Annotated in this window: 19 protein-coding genes; 9 read left to right on the forward strand and 10 right to left on the reverse strand. The window is 60.3% G+C overall.

The window, feature by feature from the left end; translation table 11 throughout:
* Window positions 1-104: 104 nt before the first annotated feature.
* The 4 genes from MM194_RS06090 to tkt form a co-directional block, all read right to left on the reverse strand.
* Window positions 105-506, reverse strand: a complete 402-nt coding sequence (locus tag MM194_RS06090) for a hypothetical protein (RefSeq protein ID WP_082041597.1) — start codon at window positions 504-506, stop codon at window positions 105-107.
* 424 nt (window positions 507-930) lie between these two features.
* Window positions 931-1,302, reverse strand: a complete 372-nt coding sequence (locus MM194_RS06095) for a hypothetical protein (protein WP_241343037.1) — start codon at window positions 1,300-1,302, stop codon at window positions 931-933.
* Between the two features lie 89 nt (window positions 1,303-1,391).
* Entirely contained in the window at window positions 1,392-1,853 is a 462-nt protein-coding gene (locus MM194_RS06100; protein WP_241343038.1) for a GNAT family N-acetyltransferase, read from the reverse strand.
* 262 nt (window positions 1,854-2,115) lie between these two features.
* Window positions 2,116-4,107 (reverse strand): transketolase, encoded by a 1,992-nt coding sequence (gene tkt, locus MM194_RS06105; RefSeq protein WP_241343039.1) that lies wholly within the window; start codon window positions 4,105-4,107, stop codon window positions 2,116-2,118.
* Between the two features lie 341 nt (window positions 4,108-4,448).
* Between tkt and metK the strand changes: the two genes are divergently transcribed.
* From metK to ruvX, 7 genes are all read left to right on the forward strand, one after another.
* Window positions 4,449-5,600: a methionine adenosyltransferase gene (gene metK / locus MM194_RS06110; RefSeq protein WP_033131062.1), complete on the forward strand. Its 1,152-nt coding sequence runs from the start codon at window positions 4,449-4,451 to the stop codon at window positions 5,598-5,600.
* 79 nt (window positions 5,601-5,679) lie between these two features.
* Window positions 5,680-6,204 (forward strand): SprT family zinc-dependent metalloprotease, encoded by a 525-nt coding sequence (locus MM194_RS06115; protein ID WP_033131061.1) that lies wholly within the window; start codon window positions 5,680-5,682, stop codon window positions 6,202-6,204.
* A 72-nt stretch (window positions 6,205-6,276) separates the two neighbouring features.
* On the forward strand, window positions 6,277-6,975 hold the full coding sequence (locus MM194_RS06120; RefSeq protein WP_241343040.1) for an endonuclease: 699 nt from the start codon (window positions 6,277-6,279) through the stop codon (window positions 6,973-6,975).
* Between the two features lie 208 nt (window positions 6,976-7,183).
* Window positions 7,184-7,915 (forward strand): 16S rRNA (uracil(1498)-N(3))-methyltransferase, encoded by a 732-nt coding sequence (rsmE, locus tag MM194_RS06125; protein WP_033131059.1) that lies wholly within the window; start codon window positions 7,184-7,186, stop codon window positions 7,913-7,915.
* Between the two features lie 122 nt (window positions 7,916-8,037).
* Complete coding sequence (gene gshB / locus MM194_RS06130) at window positions 8,038-8,988, forward strand: glutathione synthase (protein WP_241343041.1); 951 nt, start codon at window positions 8,038-8,040, stop codon at window positions 8,986-8,988.
* A 314-nt stretch (window positions 8,989-9,302) separates the two neighbouring features.
* Window positions 9,303-9,857: a YqgE/AlgH family protein gene (locus tag MM194_RS06135; RefSeq protein WP_033131057.1), complete on the forward strand. Its 555-nt coding sequence runs from the start codon at window positions 9,303-9,305 to the stop codon at window positions 9,855-9,857.
* A gap of 89 nt (window positions 9,858-9,946) precedes the next feature.
* Window positions 9,947-10,369, forward strand: a complete 423-nt coding sequence (gene ruvX, locus MM194_RS06140) for a Holliday junction resolvase RuvX (protein WP_033131056.1) — start codon at window positions 9,947-9,949, stop codon at window positions 10,367-10,369.
* Between the two features lie 102 nt (window positions 10,370-10,471).
* Here ruvX and yidZ read toward each other — a convergent pair whose 3' ends face one another.
* The 4 genes from yidZ to MM194_RS06160 all read right to left on the reverse strand — a co-directional run bounded on the left by yidZ (window position 10,472) and on the right by MM194_RS06160 (window position 15,719).
* Window positions 10,472-11,458: an HTH-type transcriptional regulator YidZ gene (gene yidZ / locus MM194_RS06145; protein WP_033131055.1), complete on the reverse strand. Its 987-nt coding sequence runs from the start codon at window positions 11,456-11,458 to the stop codon at window positions 10,472-10,474.
* A 16-nt stretch (window positions 11,459-11,474) separates the two neighbouring features.
* The gene (locus MM194_RS06150; RefSeq protein ID WP_241343042.1) at window positions 11,475-12,635 is read right to left on the reverse strand and encodes an MdtL family multidrug efflux MFS transporter; all 1,161 of its coding nucleotides are present in this window, start codon (window positions 12,633-12,635) and stop codon (window positions 11,475-11,477) included.
* Window positions 12,636-12,914: 279 nt separating this feature from the next.
* A complete protein-coding gene (ampC, locus tag MM194_RS06155; RefSeq protein WP_241343043.1) occupies window positions 12,915-14,081 on the reverse strand; it encodes a class C beta-lactamase in 1,167 nt (388 codons plus the stop codon).
* Window positions 14,082-14,279: 198 nt separating this feature from the next.
* Window positions 14,280-15,719: a sodium:alanine symporter family protein gene (locus MM194_RS06160; protein WP_241343044.1), complete on the reverse strand. Its 1,440-nt coding sequence runs from the start codon at window positions 15,717-15,719 to the stop codon at window positions 14,280-14,282.
* A gap of 723 nt (window positions 15,720-16,442) precedes the next feature.
* On the opposite strand from MM194_RS06160, the gene tal reads away from it, so the two are divergent.
* Together tal and MM194_RS06170 are read left to right on the forward strand one after the other, a co-directional pair.
* Complete coding sequence (gene tal / locus MM194_RS06165; protein WP_241343045.1) at window positions 16,443-17,393, forward strand: transaldolase; 951 nt, start codon at window positions 16,443-16,445, stop codon at window positions 17,391-17,393.
* 195 nt (window positions 17,394-17,588) lie between these two features.
* Window positions 17,589-17,768, forward strand: a complete 180-nt coding sequence (locus MM194_RS06170) for a DUF3545 family protein (RefSeq protein ID WP_033131050.1) — start codon at window positions 17,589-17,591, stop codon at window positions 17,766-17,768.
* Between the two features lie 95 nt (window positions 17,769-17,863).
* Here MM194_RS06170 and MM194_RS06175 read toward each other — a convergent pair whose 3' ends face one another.
* Together MM194_RS06175 and ung are read right to left on the reverse strand one after the other, a co-directional pair.
* Window positions 17,864-18,412: a hemerythrin domain-containing protein gene (locus MM194_RS06175; protein WP_033131049.1), complete on the reverse strand. Its 549-nt coding sequence runs from the start codon at window positions 18,410-18,412 to the stop codon at window positions 17,864-17,866.
* Between the two features lie 200 nt (window positions 18,413-18,612).
* The gene (gene ung, locus MM194_RS06180; RefSeq protein WP_241343046.1) at window positions 18,613-19,305 is read right to left on the reverse strand and encodes a uracil-DNA glycosylase; all 693 of its coding nucleotides are present in this window, start codon (window positions 19,303-19,305) and stop codon (window positions 18,613-18,615) included.
* Between the last annotated feature and the right edge of the window lie 468 nt (window positions 19,306-19,773).

Raw genomic sequence — 19,773 nt, forward strand, 5'->3', positions numbered from 1 at the left:
TATTTCAGGGCCCTGTTGTATTCAACCTAATCTGGAATAAATCGTTGCCTGTAGGCTCGATAAAATAAAGAATTAAGTTTTCTTTATTTTAAATAGCAACCTTTTTATTGAATGTAACGCTTAAGCTCCGCTTCCCGCGCCTTGAACATCTGATAATCACCGGCGGCTCTGCTCTTTGCGGCGGTGAACCACTGCACACCCACCTCGTCAGCATGTCTGAACTCCAGTCTGAATTCATATTTCATGCTTATCACCAGCGCCAAGCATGCCCCCACCACAAATGCAACGGCAGGCAGCAGCCACGTGATGACCTGACCGTTTTCATCCGTTGGGACAAATATAAACAATAAGCTGGAGGCAATGGCACCCAGCATCATCATATTGAGTACTTTATCTTTCCAGGAAAGAACCTTGACTTGTACATTGGATATTTTATCCAGATCATAGCTATCTTTATTGACTTGCAACTTGCTTGCTGACTTGTTGATGACAATGGAACAAGGCATCGTAACACTCCATTTTAAATATGCATCACATGACATTTTTATAATTAACCGGCATTCGTGCGGGAGCTGATCACCCCCTGCATGCCTCATTACTGACTCCCTCACCCAGGCCCGATACGCTGATTGCCGGCTTGACTTGCACCATGGGGCTGCCGGACAAGGGCTTGCCGCTGGCAGGGGGAATGGTCGCCGTGAATGGTATCGTATGGCGCTATAGTGCGCAGCAAAATAAGGATAAAAAGCGAGGCAGATCACCTTCTCACAGCATGAGATTGACCATAGGCGCTTATCCCCCGTCAGCCATGACAGCCACCGCCCAGAAGAGTCTTTGTTGGGACAGAAGAGCCCGGAAGGCCAGCAGGGTGCCGCTGCCATCAGGAGCGGACAATAGCCGCCCGAGCCCGGCATCCATCATGACGACTGGCTAGCCCCCTGCTCGCAACCTGCGGATACGCACCAGAAAATAGCCGGCCGCGAGCAGTGGCCAGAGTGACAGCCATTGCCCCGGGATCAGAAACAACAGGGTGATCGCAACCAGGGCACCACTCACCAGTCCGGCGAGGTGCAGTCTGAGGTCACCGAGAGGGGCGCCGTTGCGAAAATGGTTGTCGAGACTAGAGAGCGTCTGCAGCCCGACGCCACCGCACAGCAGCAAGAGTGCCAGCGGCCAGTGGCCGAGCGCGAGCCCCTCTGTCGCCATCCCCGTCAAGGCGGCCACCCCCATCAACATGAAGAAGGCGCTCACCACGAAAGTCGGCAGCAACACCAGCAGCCAGATGATTCGATAGAGGATCATGCTATCCATGTCACCGGAGATCGGGCCGGAAGGCAGCTAAACACGCTGCTCTTGTGCCGGTTAACAGAAGATAAAGGATGAATTTATCATCATCGGCAGATGATCAGCTCCATAAACAGGCTGTTTGGGTCTGCTTCGTAGCTGCCGAAGGGCTCACACTCGCGAAAGCCATGCTTGCGGTAGAGGGCGTGCGCCGGCTTGAAGAAGGCCATTGAACCGGTCTCCAGTTTCAGCGAGCGATAGCCCCGCGCTTGGGCGGTCGTGATGAGGTGGTTCAGCAGGCGGGAGCCCACCCCCCTGCCCCTGGCGGCGTCATGTACCCGCATGGATTTGATCTCCCCACTGTGTCGATCCAGCTCCTTGATGGCGCCACAACCGACGAGCTCGCCCCCCTCATAGGCCGACCAGAAGGTGATCTCCGCCGCCTTGAGCCCCTCGAGATCGAGCGCATGCTTGCTTTCCGGCGGCGAGCTGGCCCTCATGTCATCCAGGTGACACGCCAGGAACGCGGCGATTTCCGGCCCCTCGAGGTTGTCGATGCCAATGTCCATCCCTGCGCTTCTCCTTCTCTCATATCGTGCCAGCATCCTGCTGGAGGTTTCAGGGGCGCCTGTGACGGCGATCAGCCCTGCCAGCTCCATTGATACGCGATCAGCCGACCCGGATCCAGCCACCAGCTGGTGCGGAACCGGATTGTGCCGGCGAGCGGGCCCTGGGCCGCCCATAAAAAAACGCCCCCCATCTTGCGATGGGGGGCGTTTATCGACTCAGCGCTTGGGCCCGGTGCTGCTCAGCCCAAGGTGCCGACAGGCATTACAGGGATTCGGCGGTCGCAACCACGTTTTCCACGGTAAAGCCAAATTCCTTGAACAAGAGCTCGGCAGGGGCGGACTCACCGAAGGTGGTCATGCCGATGATCTTGCCGCCGAAGCCCACGTACTTGTACCAGTAGTCGGCGATACCCGCTTCGATGGCGACACGCTTGGTCACGCTCATCGGCAGGACGGACTCCTTGTACTCGGCAGACTGGGCATCGAACACGTCGGTAGCCGGCAGGGAGACCACGCGCACGGCGCGGCCCTTGGCGGTCAGCTCGACGTAGGCGGCCACGGCCAGCTCCACTTCGGAACCGGTGGCGATCAGGATCAGCTCCGGGGTACCGGCGCAGTCTTTCAGCACATAACCACCCTTGGCCACGTCGGCCAGTTGCTGGGCGGTGCGGTCCATCTGGGGCAGGTTCTGACGAGAGAAGATCAGCGCAGTCGGGCCGTCATGACGCTCGATGGCGTGCTTCCAGGCAATGGCGGATTCCACCTGGTCACATGGGCGCCAGGTGCTCATGTTCGGGGTCAGACGCAGGGAAGCGATCTGCTCGACCGGCTGGTGAGTCGGGCCATCTTCACCCAGACCGATGGAGTCGTGGGTGTAGACGAAGATGGCGCGCTGCTTCATCAGGGCGGCCATGCGCAGGGCATTGCGGGCGTATTCCATGAACATCAGGAAGGTGGCGCCGTAGGGGATGAAACCCCCGTGCAGGGCGATGCCGTTCATGATGGCGGACATGGCGAACTCGCGCACACCGTAGTGAATGTAGTTGCCGGAGGCATCTTCATTGGTCAGGGACTTGGAGCCGGACCACATGGTCAGGTTGGACGGTGCCAGATCCGCAGAGCCACCCATGAACTCGGGCAGCAGCTTGCCGAAGGCTTCCAGAGCGTTCTGGGACGCTTTACGGGTCGCGATCTTGGCCGGGTTCGCTTGCAGGGTTTCGATGATCTTGGCGGATTCTGCGGCCCAGTTGGCCGGCAGCTCACCGACGGTGCGGCGCTTGAATTCGGCAGCCAGGGTCGGGTGCGCGGCTTCATAGGCGGCAAACTTGGCAGCCCAGTCGGCTTCCAGCTTGGTGCCTTTCTCTTGGGCATTCCACTCGGCAGCGATGTCGGACGGAATGACGAACGGCGCGTGGTCCCATTTCAGGAAGGCGCGGGCGGCGGCGATCTCGTCGTTACCCAGCGGTGAACCGTGGCAATCGTGGGAGCCGGATTTGTTCGGTGAACCGTAACCGATGATGGTGCGGCAGCAGATCAGGGTCGGCTTGCCGGTCTCGGCCTTGGCGGCTTCGATGGCGGCATTGATGGCTTCCGGGCTGTGACCGTCCACCGCCGGGATGACGTGCCAGCCGTAGGCTTCGAAGCGCTTGGGAGTGTCGTCGGTGAACCAGCCTTCCACGTGACCGTCGATGGAGATGCCGTTGTCATCCCAGAACGCAATCAATTTACCAAGCTGCAGGGTACCGGCCAGGGAGCACGCCTCGTGGGAGATGCCTTCCATCAGGCAGCCGTCGCCCATGAAGGCGTAGGTGTAATGGTCGACGATGTCGTGACCCGGCTGGTTGAACTGTTCGCTCATGGCCTTCTCGGCGATCGCCATGCCCACGGCATTGGTGATGCCCTGACCCAGCGGGCCAGTGGTGGTTTCGATGCCAGGGGCATAACCGTACTCCGGGTGACCCGGGGTGCGAGAGTGCAGTTGACGGAAGTTCTTCAGATCATCGATGGAGAGATCGTAACCGGAGAGGTGCAGCAGAGAGTACAGCAGCATGGAGCCGTGGCCGTTAGACAGTACGAAACGGTCGCGGTCGGCCCACTTGGGGTTGTTCGGGTTGTGCTTGAGGTGGCCACGCCACAGCACTTCGGCGATATCTGCCATTCCCATGGGGGCGCCCGGGTGACCGGAGTTGGCTTTTTGAACGGCATCCATACTCAATGCGCGAATGGCATTGGCAAGCTCTTTACGAGAAGGCATCTGTATCTCCTGCGATTGCTTCATTTTGGTGGCCAAGATTAAGGCGCGTCATTGTCCCAGCAGGGCGCGCGGCGTGCAAATATTATCTGGGCGAATAAAGCCGCTTTGGGAGCACAATCGCTTTTCTTGGCGGGGCAAACGATTCAATCCAACCCCTTGCCACTCCCCAATGGGGTAATTCTCCGCACCGACCCGCCCCGGGCGGCTCCAGGCCAAAATAGTGCTGGCAATCACCCTATGGCCTAATTAAAATAGACGTCCAGATGTAGATACCTCTACAGTCATCCTGTCATTATCCGGTTATGGCCGAGGCGATAACCCCAACGAATCGAGAACCTATCATGGCAAAGCTGTTTACTTCCGAGTCGGTCTCCGAAGGCCATCCCGATAAAATCGCCGACCAGATCTCCGATGCGGTGCTGGACGCCATCCTGGTGCAAGACACCAAGGCTCGCGTCGCCTGCGAGACCCTGGTCAAGACCGGTATGGTGATGGTCGCCGGTGAAGTAACCACCTCTGCCTGGGTCGACATCGAGCAGATCGTGCGCGACACCGTGCGCGAGATCGGTTACACCCACTCCGACATGGGCTTCGATGCCGACTCCTGCGCCGTGCTGAACGCCATCGGCAAGCAGTCTCCCGACATCAACCAGGGTGTTGACCGTACCGATCCGTACGAGCAAGGCGCCGGTGACCAGGGCCTGATGTTCGGCTACGCCACCAACGAAACCGACGTGCTGATGCCCGCCCCCATCACTTACTCCCACCTGCTGGTGAAACGCCAGGCCGAAGTGCGCAAGAACGGCACCCTGCCGTGGCTGCGCCCGGATGCCAAGAGCCAGCTGACCTTCGCCTACGACGACGCGGGCAAGATCCTGGGTGTGGATGCCGTGGTGCTCTCCACCCAGCATTGCGACTCCATCAGTCACAAAGATCTGGTGGAAGCGGTGCGCGAGGAGATCATCAAGCCGGTGCTGCCGACCGAGTGGATCACCAGGGACACCAAGTTCTTCATCAACCCGACCGGCCGTTTCGTCATCGGCGGCCCCATGGGTGACTGCGGTCTGACCGGTCGCAAGATCATCGTCGATACCTACGGCGGCATGGCCCGTCACGGTGGTGGCGCCTTCTCCGGCAAGGATCCGTCCAAGGTGGATCGCTCCGCCGCCTACGCCGCCCGCTACGTGGCCAAGAACATCGTCGCCGCGGGCCTGGCGGATCGCTGTGAAGTGCAGGTTTCCTACGCCATCGGCGTGGCCGAGCCGACCTCCATCAGCGTCGAGACCTTCGGCACCGGCAAGGTCGCCGAGGAGCTGCTGGTCAAGCTGGTACGCGAGCACTTCGAGCTGCGCCCCTACGGCCTCATCGAGATGCTGGACCTCAAGCGCCCGATCTACCAGGCCACCGCCGCCTACGGTCACTTCGGTCGCGAAGAGTTCCCCTGGGAGAAGACCGACAAGGCCGCTCTGCTGCGGGACGTCGCCGGTCTGTAAGTTTCGCCCGGCCACGAGCCTGTGATAAAAGGGGAGCCTGGCTCCCCTTTTGCTTATCCGCCGACCGACAGGATTGCCCATGTCTGCCCTCCCCTCCCCCGATGCCCTGCTCGCCGCGCGGGTCGACGCCTGCTTCTTGCAGGCAGAGGCTCGCCTCGGCCGCCCCTTCCCGCGCCCGCAAATTCACTTGAACATGCGTGGCCGGGCGGCGGGATCGGCGCGGCTGCAGACCTGGGAGCTGCGCTTCAACCCGGCGCTCTATGAGGCCAACCAGCAGGCGTTTATGGACGAGGTGGTGCCCCACGAGGTGGCCCACCTGCTGGTCCATGCGCTCTGGGGGGAAGGCCGTGGCAAGAGCCGGGTGCTGCCCCACGGCCGCCAGTGGCAGTCGGTGATGCGGGAGGTATTCAACCTCGAGCCCCGCACCACCCACAGCTTCGATCTCGCGGTGCTCGGCCAGCGCACCCATGCCTATGCGTGCGCCTGCCAGCAGCATCGGCTCTCCGTCCGCCGTCACAACAAGGTGCTGCGCGGCGAGGCCCGCTACCACTGCCGCCGCTGTCGCCAGCCATTGGTGTTGCAGCCGGGCTCGCCAGCGGATTGAGTCAACCCGTGTCGCGCCCCTGTGTTAGGGTGCGCAACCGCGTCGTTTTATCTCTCATTTTCAAGGATCTTCATGTCTCGCTCCCTGCTCTCTCTTGGCCTCGGCCTGCTCATCAGCCTGCCGCTTCTCAGCTCGCCACTTCAGGCCCAGACCTTCCGCGCCGCCAAGCAGGATCTGGTCAAGCTCTATCAGAGCCACCCCACCAGCTTCTACTGCGGCTGCAACATCAAGTTCAGCGGCAAGAAGATGGCGCCGGACTGGGAGAGCTGCGGCTATCTGCCGCGCAAGCAGGCCGCCCGCGCCGCCCGCATCGAGTGGGAGCACGTGGTGCCTGCCTGGGAGTTCGGCCACCAGTTGCAGTGTTGGCAGGAGGGGGGCCGCAAGAACTGCGGCAAGAGCGACGAGTTCAACCAGATGGAGGGGGACATGCACAACCTCTTCCCCGCCATCGGCGAGGTGAACGGCGATCGCGCCAACTACCGTTTCTCCGACTGGAACGGCAAGCCGGATCAGTACGGCAAGTGCCAGATGCTGGTGGACTTCAAGGAGCAGCGAGTACAGCCGCCCAAGGGGCCGGTGCGCGGCCAGATAGCCCGCGCCTACCTCTACATGGGGGAGCAGTATGGGCTGCGTCTGGCTGCGCAACAGCGTAAACTGTTCGAGGCCTGGGACAGGCAATACCCGGCGGATCGCTGGGAGTGCGAGCGCAATCGTCGCATCGGCAAGCTGCAGGGCAATACCAACCCCTTTATTGAAAAGCAGTGTCAATGACCCCATTTGACAGGGAGGGATAACAGATCCCTCCCATATGAGAAGCGGTGCTATCTCGACACGACAGGCTGCCAGCGGGCTCATCGACTGCGTCAAATCCCTATTTAATACCAATAAATAACGACTGTACGCAGTGCATAAGCTATTAAACGGCACCCTGGCATCATATTTAACCGCTTAATCGTCATTCAAGAGACAGATATAACGCATGCGCACTCCACGTATCTATGAACCGGCCCCCCTGCAGGTTGGCCAGACTCTCGCCCTGTCGGAAGACGGTGCCAACCACATCGGCCGGGTGCTGCGCATGCAGCCGGGTCAGCCCCTCGAGCTGTTCAACGGCGACGGCAACCAGTATCCCGCCACCATTGTCAGCGTCGGCAAGAAGTCGGTGGAGGTGCGGATCGACGGTTGCGACGAACAATCCGTCGAGTCGCCGCTGGCCATCCACCTGGGCCAGGTGATCAGCCGCGGCGACAAGATGGATTTCACCATCCAGAAATCCGTGGAGCTCGGCGTCACCTGCATCACCCCCCTGTTCTCCGAGCGCTGCGGCGTCAAGCTGCCGGCGGATCGGCTGGAGAAGAAGCGCGAGCAGTGGCAGAAGGTGGTGATCAGCGCCTGCGAGCAGTGCGGCCGCAATGTGGTGCCAGAGGTGCGCATGCCAATGGAGCTGGACGCCTGGCTGGCGGAAGAGACCCAGGAGCTCAAGCTCAACCTGCATCCCCGCGCGCCCTACAGCATCAACACCCTGCCGGTGCCCGAGCACGGGGTACGTCTGCTGATCGGCCCCGAAGGCGGCTTGTCCAGCGACGAGATCGCCCGTACTGTGCAGGAAGAATTCAAAGAAATGTTGCTGGGGCCGCGAGTGCTGCGCACCGAAACCGCCGCCCTGACCGCCATTTCGGCGCTGCAGTGCCGCTTTGGCGATCTCGCTTAATGCCATCGGGCAGCGTCGATAAGCCGCGTGGCGGCATAATCGAACGATTGCAGTCTTAAACGGCCGATTACGCTTTGCTAATCGACCCTACAACCCAATCGAGCCACAAGAAGGAATCTCGGATGACCATCAAACTCGGCATAGTGATGGACCCCATCTCGGCCATCAACATCAAGAAGGACTCCAGCTTCGCCATGCTCGAAGAGGCGCAACAGCGCGGCTATGAGCTCTTCTACCTGGAGATGTCGGATCTCTACATGGAGGCGGGCCGCGCCTTTGGCACCATGCGCCCGCTCAAGGTGAAGTACGACCATGCCAACTGGTTCGAACTGGGTGAGGTTGTCGATCAGCCGCTCTCCACCCTGGACGTGATCCTGATGCGCAAGGATCCGCCGTTCGACACCGAATTCATCTACGCCACCTACATGCTGGAGCGGGCCGAGGATGAGGGCTGCCTCATCGTCAACAAGCCCCAGAGCCTGCGCGACGCCAACGAGAAGCTCTACACCGCCTGGTTTGCCGAGCACACCCCGACCACGCTGGTCACTCGTCGCGCCGACAAGCTGCGGGCCTTCCACGCCGAGCACAAAGACGTGATCTTGAAGCCGCTGGACGGCATGGGTGGCGCCTCCATCTTCCGCATGAAGGAAGACGATGCCAACGTCGGCGTCATCATCGAGACATTAACCTCGCACGGCAGCCAGTACTGCATGGCGCAGACCTATCTGCCCGCCATCAAGGACGGCGACAAACGGGTGCTGGTGGTAGACGGTGAACCGGTGCCTTACTGCCTGGCCCGCATCCCGGCGCAAGGGGAGACCCGTGGCAACCTGGCGGCCGGTGGTCGCGGCGAGGCGCGTCCTCTGAGTGAAGCGGACTGGGCCATCGCCCGCGCGGTCGGGCCGACCCTCAAGGCCAAGGGCCTGATCTTTGTCGGTCTCGACATCATCGGCGATCGGCTGACCGAGATTAACGTCACCAGCCCGACCTGCATCCGCGAGATCGAGGCGGCTTTTGACGTCTCCATCACCGGCATGCTGATGGACGCCATCGAACGCCGTCTGGGACGTTAATGATGCAGGGTACTCCAACTGTCGTTCCATTTACCGAAGCCGGCATGCTGATGGACGTCTCAGTGGAGCCTCGGCAGGGACGTTAATGATGCAGGGTACTCCAACTGTCGTTTCATTTGCCGAAGCCGGCATGCTGATGGACGTCTCAGTGGAGCGTCGGCTGGGCAAGTAATTCCCATCGGGGGCCCTCGCGGCCCCCGCTATTCCCTTTGCGGATCAGTACCCAACTTCGTGCCACGGCCGCAAAAAGCGGTTTTGCCCGCCGCCCCTTACTGCCATAATCACCCCAAACACCTTTGCACTATTTGGCCACTATGCAAACACTGCAAAACCATTTTCTGCTCGCCATGCCGAGCCTCTCTGACGCCTACTTCGAACGCTCCCTGGTCTATCTGTGTGAACACAGCAGCGAGGGCGCCATGGGGTTGGTGGTCAATATCCCGGTCGACATGGCGCTGGATGAGATGCTGACCAAGCTCAACCTGAGCCCGCCCGACACGGCCGAGATGAAGCAGCCCGTGCTGCAAGGCGGACCCGTCCACGGGGATCGCGGTTTCGTGCTGCACAGCTTCCGCCCCGGCTTCAACTCCACCCTGCAGGTGAGCGACGAGATGATGGTCACCACCTCCAAGGACATCCTGGAGACGCTCGGCACCGATGAGGCGCCGAGTCACTGGCTGGTGGCGCTCGGCTACGCAGGCTGGAGCGCGGGTCAGCTCGAGCAGGAGCTGGTGGACGGCGCCTGGCTGGTGATCCCGCCCAATGCCAAGCTGGTATTCGACACACCTATCCATCAGCGCTGGCAGCAGGCCGCCGCCAGTATCGGCGTCAACCCCCTGCATCTCTCCAGCCAGGTGGGGCATAGCTAAGACCCCAAGTCGTCTTGCATTTCCCTTTGTCCCCAGTGGCAAAGGGAAGTCAGGGCTCCTTTTCATGTATCCCAGTTTCAAGGACTTTCATGTCATCACGCAGCATCATGGGCTTTGACTACGGCACCAAGAGTATCGGCGTCGCCATCGGTCAGGAGCTCACCGGCACGGCCAGTCCCCTTCGTTCCCTCAAGGCCAACGACGGCATCCCCAACTGGGACGAGATAGAGAAGCTGCTCAAGGAGTGGCAGCCGGATCTGCTGGTGGTGGGCCTGCCGCTCAACATGGACGGCACCGATCAGGAGATCACGGTGCGGGCCCGCAAGTTTGGCAACCGCCTGCACGGCCGCTTCGGCAAGCCGGTGGAGTTCAAGGATGAGCGGCTCACCACCACGGATGCCCGCGCCCGGCTGTTCGAGCGCGGCGGCTACAGGGCGCTGGACAAGGGCAGCGTGGACGGGGTCTCCGCTCAGCTCATCGTCGAAGCCTGGATGGAAGAACAATACGGCTGATGCCGCACGAGGCCAGCTATCCTCTGGCCTCGACTCCCCCCGCTTTGCTCAAGGCCCCCGGCCTGCCCCTTCCCGGCCACTACACCTGACGAACGCCCGTCGTCATGGCTGATGCTCCGCCCGATATGTCCCCATCGATGCCTCGCCATAGAGCCTTCTGATCTCATTGCGCAGCCACATCACCTTGGCATCGTGGTTATGGCGTTTATGCCACAGCAAGATGAAAGCGATCTCCAGTTGTTGATAGAGCGCCTCGGTCAGCGGCAATGGCATGGCGATCAGGTTGGCATGGTGCCTGGCGGCATAATCGGCGCAATAGGAGGGCGCGACTGCAATCAGCTCATGACTGGTCTGGGAGGCGATGTGCAGCGCCTGCTCGAAGCTGGCGACCATGATGGGCACCTGCCGACACAGCCCCTCATCTTCCAGCAGGCTGTCGAGCGCCCAACTGTCACTGGCCTCCCACACCATGCTGACCTGGGGGCAGGCCAGAAAATTGTCCAGCGACCAGCGCTGGGCGAGCAAGGGATGATCCCGCCGCAGGAAGACCACGGGCCTATCGGTGAAGAGCACCTCATGGTCGAGGTAATAGGGTAGCCGGTTCACCTTGGCCCGCGAGCGGCCATGGGTCTCCCGGGCACAGAAACCAAGATCCGCATCACCATTGACGATGTCGTTGAGGGAGTGGTGATCCCAATCCAGCACCTTGACCACGGAATGGGGGTACTTCTGGTAGATCGTCATGGGCAGCTCGCTCAGGAAGCTGATGTAGAAGGGGGACTCCAGTACCAGGTTGAAACGGGCGCCATCGGGGATGGCCTCGCTGTTGAGGGCAACGATGCTGTCGGTCAGCTGGAACCAGGCCTTGAGCTCCTCCTCCAGGGTCAGGGAAAGCTGGGTGGGCTGCAATCCCTGCCGGACCCTGATGAACAGTGGGTCGTCAAACCAGTCCCGCAGCTTGGCCAGCGCCTTGCTCACCGTCGAGGGGGTGACGCACAGCTTCTGCGCCGCCCCCGCCACGCTGCGCGTCTGCATCAGGTGCTTGAAGACCACCAGCAGATTCAGATCGAGTTCACTCAGACGACGCATGACTCTCTTCCCCGGTTCACTTGGACTCGACTACTCGAGCAGTCGGCCATGGTAACAGCCTCCTGGCGGCCAGGTAACTGAGCAGGGTCAACAGCAGCGCACAGAGCAGCATCACCACCGGCTTGACCCCGAGCCAGCCCGCCAGCCAGATGAAGAGGCCGGAGAGACTGATCTGCATGATGCAGAGCAGCGCACTGGCAAAGGCGACGTTATGCTGGCAACCGTCCAGCACCGCCCCCATCGCCACCCCGAAGCCACAGGAGAAACCGATGCACACCAGAGCGAACCCCAGCATCAGCAGCGGCATGTTCCCTCCCCCTTGCCAGGCCCTGAACAACGCCAGCGCCGCCAGCAGATAGGCCAGGTGGGCACCGGCCAGTACCCGTTGCTTGCCATGGCGGCGCAGCAGCAGCGGTGTCAGGAACGATGTGATCATGCTGACGGCCGCCATCACCATCATGCAGAGGGAGTAGTGCTCGGCGCTGAAGCCAAGCTCTTGCATCAGGATCAGGGGCGACACGCTGACATAGACCAGGATGGCGGTGACGCTGGCGCTGGTCTGCAGGGAAAGCAACATGAACCGGCGGGAACCCAACAAGGCGAAGGAGAGCCGCTGCCCGCTGGCGGGTGGGCGCGTCTCCTCGAGCAACAGCAGGTTGACCAGGCCGCTGCAGGTCGCAATCAGTGCCATGGTGATGAAGATCCCCTGCCAATGGTAGCGGGAGAGAATGAGATAACCGATCACCGGCGCCAGCACCGGGATCACGCAGATGACCCCATTGATCATCGACAACGCCATCGCCAGCCGCTCCTGGCTCAGCACATCCCGCAACACGGCAAAGGTCATGATGTAGAGTGCACCGGCTCCGATCCCCTGGCCAAAACGGCCCAGATAGAACTGGTTTATCTGGCCGGCATCGGCCGCCGCCAGCGACGCGATGGCGAAGATCAGGGCGCCACCCAATACCACGGGGCGACGGCCGTGACGATCGGCGATCAGTCCCCCCAGCAGCACGGTGGCCGCCATGCCAAACAGGTAAAGGGAAAACGCGGTGTGGATCTGGGCCTCGCTGGCCCTCAGGCTGCTGGCTATCTGGGGGATGGCGACCAGATAGAGATCGACCCCGACCGGATAGAGGATGATCATCAGAAAACTGCAGAGCAGAAAGGTTCGCATGGATACTCCGTGGCGGGCTGACGCAGTCGCAATGGCCTGGACGGCCATTGCGCAGCAAAGATGAGGTCTGCTGACGGGAGCACTATATTGGCCGGGCCAGCGCCGCCCTAGTGAACAGAAGGCGATCTGCACATTCCATTCTGGAAACTGACCCTCATCGCGGCGGATTGCGGAGAGACCACGAGCGCTCGGCACCAACAAAAAGGGGAGCCAATGGCTCCCCCCTTCACCTCATCAACGATACTGGCTGACAGCGCAGCAACACGGCTCAGGCCTGTATCAACGATCCAACTGCTGCAGTATCCGGTGTGCCGCCTCGATGCGGGCCGCATTGGGGTAGTTGCGATTGGCCAGCATGACGATGCCGATCCCCCTGGCTGGCACGAAGAGGACATAAGCCCCGAAGCCATTGGTCGAGCCCGTCTTGTTAAACAGGGTGCTGGCCTTGGCCGGGGCAGGGTTGCTCAGGGGAGTCACCTTCTGGGGGTTGAGCGCCATGTCGGTGCTGTTGCCGCTCAGCAGGGTCGCGAGAGGGGTGGGATACTCATACATCTCCCAGCCCAGCCCCTGGGTCATAGGCCCTACCGAATAGGTACCGGTGTGGGTCAGCGCGATCGCCGCCGCAAGCTTCGCATCCTTTGGTGTGGTCATATTCGCCTCGACCATATTTGCCTCGACAAAGGCGAGCAGATCCGGCGCAGAGGTTTTGATGCCGTACGCCTCGGCGGCCAGCATGCCGGGGTTGACCCTGATGGGCTTGTCACTCTTGTCATAGCCGTAGGCATAGTGGCCCATGGCGCTCGCAGGCACGCTGAGGTATGTGTGTTGCAGGCCGAGCTTGGGCAGCAGGGTCTGCTCCATCATCTGTTCGAAAGACTCCCCCCGGCTGCGCGCCGCCAGATGGCCGAACAGGCCAATACTCGGATTCGAATACTGGCGATGGGTACCGGCCGGATAGGCGGGTGACCACGTGCGGTAGTAAGCCTGCATCTTGTCGGCGCTATCCACCTCATCCGGGAACTGCAGCGGCAAGCCACCGGCGCTGTAGGTGGCGAGCTGCCCCATGGTGACCTGGTCAAAGGCGCTGCCCTTGAGGGCGGGATTGTGCTGACTCACCCTGTCACCGAGGCCAAGATGCCCCTCGGCCACGGCATAGGCCCCCAGGGTCGCGGTCAGGGTCTTGCTGACCGAGCCTATCTCGAACAGGGTCTGATCATCGACCTTGGCACCCGTTTCCCGATTGGCCAGGCCGTAGTGGAAATAGTGAGCCTCACCATCCTTGAGCAGGGCGACTGCCATCCCCGGGATCCGATGCTGTGCCATCACCGGCTTGATGGTCTCATCCACCAGTTGGCGCAGCCCCGCGGGCTCGCTGCCGGCTTGCGTCAGGCCGGCCCACAGCAGCGTCGTCATCGCCAACCAGTTCATTCCCTGTCGTTGTTGCATCGTTTTATCCTCTTGTCTGTCTGGATTGCCGCACTCGCGACGAAGAAGTGACGCCAGCATAGCCCGTCTCCATGTGCTGGCGATGAGGCTGTGTGAAGTCCAGGTGAAGTCCCACCGCTTGCCGCGTCCCCACCCCACCAATGAGAGAGGGGAACCTGCGGTTCCCCTCTTGGCCTATCCACTCGTCGAGCGCGGCGCTTACGCCTGCTTGCTCTTGGGCGGGTTGTCCCAGATCCCCTCTTCGAGCTGACTGCGCAGCTCGGGGTACTTGTTGGCATCGAAGGTGGGTACCCGGCCCAGCTTGAGCTGGTCGTTGTAATCCTTGGCCAGCTTGATGGCGACGCCGGAGAGCAGCAGCATGGCCACCAGGTTGACGATGGCCATCATCCCCATGGAGACATCCGCCAGCGCCCACACGGTAGGCAGCTCGCCCACAGAACCGAACATCACCATGCCCAGCACGAACATACGGAACAGCATCAGACCGCCTTTGTGGTTGTGTTCCAGGAACACCAGGTTGGTCTCGGCGTAGGAGTAGTTCGCGACGATGGAGGTGAAGGCGAAGAAGAAGATCGCCGCCGCGATGAAGATGTTGCCACCACCACCGATCTGGGAGGAGAGCGCACGCTGAGTCAACTCGACCCCGGTCACCCCTGAGCCCGGTTCAAACTGGCCAGACATCAGGATAATGGCGGCGGTACAGCTGCAGATGACGATGGTATCCAGAAACACCCCCAGCATCTGCACATAGCCCTGGGAGGCCGGGTGCGGCGGATAGGGGGTGGCAGTAGCGGCGGCGTTCGGCGCCGAGCCCATGCCCGCCTCGTTGGAGAACAGACCGCGCTTGATGCCGTTGATCATCGCCTGGGAGATGGCGTAACCCATGGCACCGGAGCCAGCCTGCTCGATACCGAAGGCGGACTTGATGATCAGAGTGAACACCCCTGGCAACTCGCTGATGTTCATGGCGACCACGAACAGCGCCATCAGGATGTAGGCCAGCGCCATGAAGGGCACCACCACCTCGGCGAAACGGGCGATGCCGCGAATACCGCCGAAGATGATGAGGCCGGAGAGGGTCACCAGCGCCAGGCCGCTGGCCCAGTCGGGGATGCCGAAGGCAACTTTCATGGCCAGACTGATGGAGTTGGCCTGTACCGCGTTGAACACCAGACCGAAGGCCAGCAGCAGACAGAGGGAGAACACCACCCCCATCCAGCGCATGCCGAGACCGCGCTCCATGTAATAGGCCGGGCCGCCTCGGTAGTTGCCGTCCTCGTCCTTGACCTTGTAGAGCTGGGCCAGGGTGCTTTCCACGAAGGCGGTGGCCATGCCGATGAAGGCGATCAGCCACATCCAGAAGATGGCGCCAGGGCCACCGAGGTAGATGGCGACGGCCACACCGGCCAGGTTGCCGGTGCCGACCCGGGCAGCCAGACTGGTGCACAGGGCCTGGAAGGAGGAGATGCCGGCCTTGTCGGATTTGCGGCTATTGCGCAATACCGAGAACATGTGGCCGAAGTGGCGGACCTGGATAAACCCCAGGCGGAAGGTGAAAAAGATACCGACCCCAATCAGCAGGTAAATGAGCACAGCTCCCCACATCAGGTCGTTAATCATTGCGATCAAGGTGTCCATAATTCTCTCGTTGTTATCACATCCATGGCCAGTCTGCGCTGGCCGCTCTCTGTCCGTTTCCGAATTAGCAATGCGCTAAAGGGGCGAAATCTAGCATAGCGAGGGGGCTCATAATAGTGACTAACCTTGCCGAAGAGACAAAAAACGAGCGATTTGATGCAATTAATCTTCATTTAGCACGCAAAGTTTCAACAAAAGTTGATGAATTATCAATCAATTGACAAATAAGATTCAATAGAAAACCATTTTGGGTTTTTATCACCGTGGTGAAGAAGGCGAAAAAGGAGTGGGCACGGAGACAAGCGTTTGCTTCGGATTTCGCCAGCCACGAGGCTCAGGACGCAAAACGTTTTACACGTAATAAAATTTCAAGTAGCTGACGAGACTATTTATGTGACCCATCGCACACAATGGAGAATCAACTAAAAAAGTTGCTTTTATTCAGGCCGGAGCCGGATCGCAAGTAATCAATAAAAGTCTTTCTTTATCAAATACTTTTACCCTCTTCCGCCCGTTGCCGCCGAGGGCTGGATGATTCGTATACAAGCCCCCCTATTGCAGGATGCACCACATCCGTATTAATTAGGCAGGCAATGGTGATGGGCCGCTCCCATCCTGATTTTCTGAGCCTGAGTCGCCGGGATCTTGTAATTTTATTTCAGAACTGTCCTCTCACGCCCGCAACCCTTGGGATTGCTCCCTCATAAAGAGATGATATTTGCTATGGCCGATAAATTAACCCAGCTGAAAGCCCTGACCACCGTTGTTGCCGATACCGGTGACATCGAAGCCATCAAGCGCTACCAGCCCATCGATGCCACCACCAACCCTTCCCTGGTGTTGAAGGCATCCGAGATCCCCGAATACGCGGCGCTGATCGACGACGCCATCAGCTGGGCCAAGGCCCAGAGCCAGGACAAGGCACAGCAAATCATCGACGCCGGCGACAAGCTGGCGGTCAACATCGGTCTGGAAGTGCTGAAAATCGTTCCGGGCCGCATCTCCACCGAGGTGGATGCCCGTCTCTCCTTCGATACCGACGCCAGCATCGCCAAGGCGCGCAAGCTGATCCGTCTCTACAACGAAGCCGGCATCACCAACGATCGCATCCTGATCAAGCTGGCCTCCACCTGGGAAGGGATCCGTGCCGCCGAGGTGCTGGAGAAAGAAGGCATTCAGTGCAACCTGACCCTGCTGTTCTCCTTCGCCCAGGCCCGCGCCTGTGCCGAGGCCGGCGCCTTCCTGATCTCCCCCTTCGTGGGCCGCATCCTCGACTGGTACAAGGCCAAGCACAACCGTGACTACACCGCGAGCGAAGATCCGGGCGTGGTCTCCGTTACCGCCATCTACGACTACTACAAGCAGCACGACTATCAGACAGTGGTGATGGGGGCGAGCTTCCGCAACACCGGCGAGATCCTGGAGCTGGCCGGTTGCGATCGCCTGACCATTGGCCCTGCCCTGCTGGAAGAGCTGAGCAAGAGCGAAGGCGCCGTGGTGCGCAAGCTGAACTACACCGGCGAGCGCAAGGCCAAACCGGCCCCGATGAGCGAAGCCGAGTTCCGCTGGGAGCTGAACCAGGACGCCATGGCGGTCGAGAAGCTGGCCGAAGGCATCCGCATGTTCGCCGTCGATCAGGGCAAGCTGGAAACCATGCTGGCCAGTCGCCTCTAAACGAAGGCATCTGGCGATACGCTGACCGGCAGTCTCTGACAGGCTGCCGACCCCGATAAAAACCGGGCTCCCGTGAGGGAAGCCCGGTTTTTTTATGCCCCCCCCCAATTGTCACAACCTCGTCACAAAAACGTTTTATTTTCAAGTGCATCGTGTTATACGGGTGGTGAAAACCATAAAACCAAGGAGGGAGTCATGGACATATTCAACTTCGATTTTGACGAGGTCGTTGAGCTGGGTCCACGTAGCCGCGGGACTACGGGCAAGAAACGTAAATGGCGCGAGATTGAGGCACTCAAAGACAAGCATCGCCTGCAGAAGGAGCTGCAATCCATCGACATCGCCTACGAAGGCTCCGACGAGCTGCAACTGTAGCGCGGCAGGCCCTCCGGCAGCGAGCCGCCGACATACAGGTTCGATAAACTAAAACGCCCCGCTCAAGCCGGGGCGTTTTGTTGGAGGGCTGGTAATCAGGGCGTGTGCGGCAACGACAGCTGCTTGGCCAGCGCCTGGAAGTGCTGGCTCACCTCTATTCCGAACAGGGGATCGCTGATGGCCCTGTTCTGCCAGAGCTGTTCGAGCTGACGCCAGTCGTCCTCGGTCAGGGAATCGCGCAGATGGGGGAAGATCACCCCCTCTTCATAGTTCATGTGCGCCTCCTGCTGATCGATGAACTGCTCGAGCTTAGCGGTGAACTGCTCAAGCGGAATGACCGCATCCATCAGTATCATCTCCACCATCTCCTTGAGCTCGGTGCCCGCTTCCAGCAGACGGGCATGCTCCTCGTGCAACCGGTTCGCCACCTCCCCCTCCACCACCCGGTATTTCAGGTAGTAGTCATAGATGAGGTCCTCCTTGGGATGGTGGTACTTGTCGGAGATCTCCCGCAGGTAATCCACCACGTCCCGGATCAGGAAGTAGCTGATCCGCTGCTCGCTGCGGATGGCGGCAAGCTTGCTCTTGAGCAATTGCAGCAGCTTGGCGATGTTGAGGTGGTCCTTATGCAGACTGGATAACATGGGCACTCCTTGCACTGATTTGAGAAAGATCCTACCTCGAGTATACGGTCATTTATTGCGCTAACTTTGCACTCAATCAAATCTGGCGCAGACAATCCCGGCTCATGCACCTTCCTTCAAATGACCGAAATTGCCGCCTCCTGCCAACGACACAGGCGACCAGAAACAGTGCGAGCCCTCTCGGGCTCGCACTGTGGGGGTCAGATCAGGCTGGTCTTGACCGGCAATTCGCAGACCGAGAGCCAGTCGATGGGGGTCATGCCCTGCTGGGCCAGCAGGCGGTTGCTCTCGGAGAAGTGACCACAGCCGATGAAGCCGCGATGGGCGGAGAGCGGGCTGGGATGGGGAGCACTCAGCACGTGGTGGCGCTGGCGGTCGATGAAACGCCCCTTCTTCTGGGCATGGGCGCCCCACAACAGGAAGACGACCCCCTGGCAGCTGGCGTTGATCTGCTCGATGACCCTGTCGGTGAAGGCCTCCCAGCCCAGATGCGCATGGGAGTGAGCCATGCCCGCCTGCACCGTCAGCACGGTATTGAGCAGCAGCACCCCCTGTTTGGCCCAGGATTCCAGGAAGCCGTGGCTGGGGGTGACGAAGCCCGGCAGGTCCCGCTGCATCTCCTTATAGATGTTGACCAGAGAGGGAGGCGTGCGCACCCCGGGCAGGACGGAGAAGCAGAGGCCATGGGCCTGGTTCGGGCCGTGATAGGGGTCTTGCCCCAGGATCACCACCTTGATCTGATCCAGTTCGGTCAGCTTGAAGGCATTGAACACCTCGGTGGCGGGGGGATAGATCACCTTGCCCGCTTCCCGCTCACTCCTGACGGTCGCCAGGGTTGCCTTGAAATAGTCCTGCTCTTTCTCCGATCCAATCACGTCAGTCCAGGTCCGCATCTCAATCTCCTTAGCCGAAGGCGTAGAATGAGAGTCCTGCGCTCCTTGCCCTTCCACCGCTTTCTCCGCATCAGGTACATCAGTCCAGGTCACCACACCACTCTCCTCAAAAAATACCCATCTCTCTTCTCGCCGTTTGCTTCACCCGCATTCGCCCATCGGCGCACCGCTGTGCTGCGCGCGAAGCAACGAGGCGCCCAGAATAGGGGCCAAGGCCATCGGACGCAACCGTGGCTCAGCCATCTCTTCCCAGGCGAGGCCGGTGACAAGCGCGCTTTCCTCTCTGCGACCATCTGATAAAACGATGCTTTAGTCATTTATTTATTCTTTTTACCGATACCTCTGGCGCCATACCTGCCCCTGTATTCCAGCCGGATCCGGTTTTGCTCTGCGCCCAGTCGGTGTGGGCAGGGATCTCGGAAACCTAAAAGACCTAAAGATGTAGTTAAATTACTAGATTTGATAAAT

The organism is Aeromonas sp. MR16 (genome assembly GCF_022549315.1).
Taxonomy (GTDB): Bacteria; Pseudomonadota; Gammaproteobacteria; order Enterobacterales; family Aeromonadaceae; genus Aeromonas; species Aeromonas aquatica.

Bases quoted from the DNA above. Each gene is read 5' to 3' on its own strand.
- MM194_RS06090 (WP_082041597.1), bottom strand. From the start codon at position 506: ATGCCTTGTTCCATTGTCATCAACAAGTCAGCAAGCAAGTTGCAAGTC.
- MM194_RS06095 (WP_241343037.1), bottom strand. From the start codon at position 1,302: ATGATCCTCTATCGAATCATCTGGCTGCTGGTGTTGCTGCCGACTTTC.
- MM194_RS06100 (WP_241343038.1), bottom strand. From the start codon at position 1,853: ATGGACATTGGCATCGACAACCTCGAGGGGCCGGAAATCGCCGCGTTC.
- tkt (WP_241343039.1), bottom strand. From the start codon at position 4,107: ATGCCTTCTCGTAAAGAGCTTGCCAATGCCATTCGCGCATTGAGTATG.
- metK (WP_033131062.1), top strand. From the start codon at position 4,449: ATGGCAAAGCTGTTTACTTCCGAGTCGGTCTCCGAAGGCCATCCCGAT.
- MM194_RS06115 (WP_033131061.1), top strand. From the start codon at position 5,680: ATGTCTGCCCTCCCCTCCCCCGATGCCCTGCTCGCCGCGCGGGTCGAC.
- MM194_RS06120 (WP_241343040.1), top strand. From the start codon at position 6,277: ATGTCTCGCTCCCTGCTCTCTCTTGGCCTCGGCCTGCTCATCAGCCTG.
- rsmE (WP_033131059.1), top strand. From the start codon at position 7,184: ATGCGCACTCCACGTATCTATGAACCGGCCCCCCTGCAGGTTGGCCAG.
- gshB (WP_241343041.1), top strand. From the start codon at position 8,038: ATGACCATCAAACTCGGCATAGTGATGGACCCCATCTCGGCCATCAAC.
- MM194_RS06135 (WP_033131057.1), top strand. From the start codon at position 9,303: ATGCAAACACTGCAAAACCATTTTCTGCTCGCCATGCCGAGCCTCTCT.
- ruvX (WP_033131056.1), top strand. From the start codon at position 9,947: ATGTCATCACGCAGCATCATGGGCTTTGACTACGGCACCAAGAGTATC.
- yidZ (WP_033131055.1), bottom strand. From the start codon at position 11,458: ATGCGTCGTCTGAGTGAACTCGATCTGAATCTGCTGGTGGTCTTCAAG.
- MM194_RS06150 (WP_241343042.1), bottom strand. From the start codon at position 12,635: ATGCGAACCTTTCTGCTCTGCAGTTTTCTGATGATCATCCTCTATCCG.
- ampC (WP_241343043.1), bottom strand. From the start codon at position 14,081: ATGCAACAACGACAGGGAATGAACTGGTTGGCGATGACGACGCTGCTG.
- MM194_RS06160 (WP_241343044.1), bottom strand. From the start codon at position 15,719: ATGGACACCTTGATCGCAATGATTAACGACCTGATGTGGGGAGCTGTG.
- tal (WP_241343045.1), top strand. From the start codon at position 16,443: ATGGCCGATAAATTAACCCAGCTGAAAGCCCTGACCACCGTTGTTGCC.
- MM194_RS06170 (WP_033131050.1), top strand. From the start codon at position 17,589: ATGGACATATTCAACTTCGATTTTGACGAGGTCGTTGAGCTGGGTCCA.
- MM194_RS06175 (WP_033131049.1), bottom strand. From the start codon at position 18,412: ATGTTATCCAGTCTGCATAAGGACCACCTCAACATCGCCAAGCTGCTG.
- ung (WP_241343046.1), bottom strand. From the start codon at position 19,305: ATGCGGACCTGGACTGACGTGATTGGATCGGAGAAAGAGCAGGACTAT.